Origin of the sequence: Lysinibacillus sp. fls2-241-R2A-57, assembly GCF_030209535.1 — a bacterium.
GTDB lineage: Bacteria > Bacillota > Bacilli > Bacillales_A > Planococcaceae > Lysinibacillus.
In genome coordinates, this window is sequence record NZ_JARVRU010000105.1 from 1 (window position 1) to 3,334 (window position 3,334).

Annotated in this window: 3 protein-coding genes; all 3 read right to left on the bottom strand. The window is 36.1% G+C overall.

Features of this window, described 5'->3' with window-relative positions; all coding sequences use genetic code 11:
* Positions 1-270: 270 nt before the first annotated feature.
* Complete coding sequence (gene nspC, locus QRN68_RS17040) at positions 271-1,410, bottom strand: carboxynorspermidine decarboxylase (RefSeq protein WP_285398106.1); 1,140 nt, start codon at positions 1,408-1,410, stop codon at positions 271-273.
* Positions 1,407-2,636, bottom strand: a complete 1,230-nt coding sequence (locus QRN68_RS17045; protein ID WP_285398107.1) for a saccharopine dehydrogenase family protein — start codon at positions 2,634-2,636, stop codon at positions 1,407-1,409. The genes nspC and QRN68_RS17045 overlap by 4 nt, the downstream gene beginning before the upstream one ends.
* A gap of 331 nt (positions 2,637-2,967) precedes the next feature.
* Positions 2,968-3,162, bottom strand: coding sequence for a hypothetical protein (locus QRN68_RS17050; RefSeq protein ID WP_285398108.1), 195 nt, complete (start codon positions 3,160-3,162; stop codon positions 2,968-2,970).
* Between the last annotated feature and the right edge of the window lie 172 nt (positions 3,163-3,334).

The following is a 3,334-nucleotide window of genomic DNA, read 5'->3' on the forward strand; positions in this document are numbered from 1 at the left end:
TTATCGTACCGGAGGTGCCTAGTTATTTATATGCGTTATTTGATTACGGGCTTACCTTAGAATCATACTATTACGGTCGCCTTTAATTTTTTGCTGTAGTCATTGGTGGTAGAAAAAAGGATAGATAGAGCGAATTAATTCAAGCTCTTCTATCCTTTAAATTTCTACATAAATAATGTGTGACATTATTTATGAATTCACTATTTAAAATAGTTTTATCCTATATCTTAACTTTTAGTAAAACAGAAGTAGGAGCGTATTGCTTTTTTATTAAGAAAGTCGACCGCTATAGTCTTCAAATTTAAATTCACGAATGACTTTAATGCCTTCTTCATCGTTATAAGAAACGATTGATGGAAGGTTTACCCCATTAAACATATGATTTTTCACCATTGAGTAATGTGCCATATCCGTAAATACAAGACGATCGCCAGATTGTAAAGGTTGTTCAAATGAATAATCACCAATTACGTCACCAGCAAGACATGTTAGTCCGCCTAGACGATATGTGTATGCTAGCTCATTTGCTTTACCAGAACCGATAATCATAGGGCGGTATGGCATTTCTAGAACGTCCGGCATATGACAAGTTGCCGATGTATCTAAAATTGCTAGTTCCATACCGTTTTTCTGAATATCAAGAACAGTTGCTACTAAATAACCGGTATTTAGTGCAACAGCTTCACCTGGCTCTAAATATACAAGAAGGTCATACTTGTCTTGAATGTAATTAATGATATTTACAAGTTTTTCTACATCATAATCCTCACGAGTAATATGGTGTCCACCGCCAAAGTTTAACCATTTCATTTGATGTAAAACATCACCAAATTTTTCTTCAACAACTTGTATAATACGCTCTAACGTATCTGAGTTTTGCTCACACATTGCGTGGAAGTGTAAGCCATCAATACCGTCAAGCTGTGACTTGTCGAAGTTGGCTAATGTTGTACCTAGACGAGAATTCGTGTAGCAAGGGTCGTAAAGGGCTGTTTCAATTTCAGAGTACTCAGGATTGATACGAATACCACATTCAATTGTTTTACCAGCAGATTTTACTTTATCCTTATATTGAGCCCATTGGTTAAATGAATTAAACACAATGTGATCAACATAGCCAAGAAGCTCGTCCATTTCGTGCTCCACGTAAGCAGGTGCATAGACATGGACTTCTTTGCCCATTTTTTCATAGCCAAGACGTGCTTCGTGAAGTGAACTTGATGTAATGCCTGTTAAATATTCACCTACTAAAGGGAATGTTGAATGCATAGAAAACCCTTTTAAAGCAAGTAAAATACGGCAGCCTGTACGATCTTGAATCGATTTTAAAAGCTCTAGATTTTTTGTTAATAATCGCTCATCCACTACGTAAGAAGGGGATGGAACTTTTGAAAAATCAATTGGTTTCATTGGCTTAATTCCTTTGCATCTAAATCAAGGTCAAGTAATTCTGGATTATGGCTTTCTTGCCATGGTAGACCCCATTTATTTAGTGCATCCATGAATGGATCTGGATTGAAATCTTCGACGTTCCAAACGCCTGGTTTACGCCATTCACCGTTCATCACTAGCATTGCACCAATCATTGCAGGCACACCAGTTGTATAAGAAATCGCCTGTGAACCAACTTCGTTATAACATTCTTCGTGGTCACATACGTTGTACACATAATAAGTTTTTTCCTTGCCATCTTTTAGACCGCGAACGATACAACCGATATTTGTTTTCCCTTTTGTACGTGGTCCAAGTGATGCTGGATCAGGTAGTACAGCTTTAAGGAAGTGGATTGGTTGAATCATTTGTCCTTCAAACTCGATAGGCTCGATAGAAGTCATACCAACATTTTCTAATACTTTTAAGTGTGTTAAGTATTTTTCTGAGAATGTCATCCAGAAACGGATTTGCTTTAAGCCTTTGATGTTTTTAGCAAGAGATTCTAACTCTTCATGGTATAACAGGTAAATATCTTTTGGTCCAATTTCTGGTAAGTTATACACTTCTTTTTTCTCAAGTGGTGCAGTTTCGATCCACTTGCCTTCTTTCCAGTAACGACCATTCGCAGTAATTTCACGAATGTTAATTTCAGGGTTGAAGTTTGTTGCGAAATGATAACCGTGATCACCAGCATTTGCATCCACAATATCAATGTAGTGGATTTCATCAAATTCATGTTTTTGAGCATGAGCTGTGAAAACACCAGTTACGCCTGGATCAAAACCGCTACCAAGTAGAGCAGTTAAGCCAGCTTTTTCGAACTTCTCTTTATAAGCCCATTGCCATTTATATTCAAATTTTGCCGTTTCAGGTGGCTCGTAGTTTGCAGTATCCACATAGTGTACACCTGTCGCTAAGCAAGCATCCATAATCGTTAAGTCTTGATAAGGTAGTGCTACGTTAATAACAACATCAGGTCCAAAGGCTTTAATAAGCTCAATAACCTCTTCCGTATTATCTGCGTCTACCTGTGCAGTTTGAATCTTTGTTTTTCCGCCATCTAGTTTTTCTTTTAGAGCGTCACATTTTGAAACAGTTCTACTTGCGATACAAATCTCCTCAAATACGTCCGAATTTTGAACACACTTGTGTACCACAACACTGGCTACTCCGCCAGCTCCGATAATCAATGCTTTACCCAATTGTCTACCCCCAGGTTCATAAATAGTATTGTCAAACAAGCTGATTATACAGAAAATTGATTTACTACTCAATCATTGTTTTTAAATTTTCTACAAAAAAATTTATTTTTCTACAACAATCAGTTGTATTCAGAGGGGAATACAACGAAAAAAGAAGCTTTTTGTGAAAAAGAAATCCCTTTACTACTGCTGTAGAAAGGGGAAAAATGAGCAGCATTACCAAAAAATTGTTTTGTTCAACTGGCATGCTGCTGCTTGTTAAAAAAACGATAAGTCATCTCAATATTAGTAATAAGCTTCGAAATTATATCTTTTTACCGAGCTACTTATTTTAGAAAAATGATTTGAAATTTTCATCCCGCCATAAATAAAAAAAGATAATAAGCAATGTACTTAAAAATCCCATCACAAGGGCATAAGTACTGAGGGCCACGTCCACTTGACTTTGCATAGCATAAATAAAAATAGCTCCTAGTGTTAACAAGTTTCCAGTAATAAGCGATACAAAATGAAAACGTCTATTCATAGCAAGCACCAGCCCCCTATATAGTTTACATGTACTCAAAAATGAAAATACATATCAATTATCTCATAATTCTGAATTTTATCCAATGTTTTTTAACATTTTATTATCGTAATTTAAATCAGGTGTGTTGATTAACCATTTTTATCCACCCTAATTAAATTAGAAGGATCTG

Bases quoted from the DNA above. Each gene is read 5' to 3' on its own strand.
- QRN68_RS17050 (WP_285398108.1), bottom strand. From the start codon at position 3,162: ATGAATAGACGTTTTCATTTTGTATCGCTTATTACTGGAAACTTGTTA.
- nspC (WP_285398106.1), bottom strand. From the start codon at position 1,410: ATGAAACCAATTGATTTTTCAAAAGTTCCATCCCCTTCTTACGTAGTG.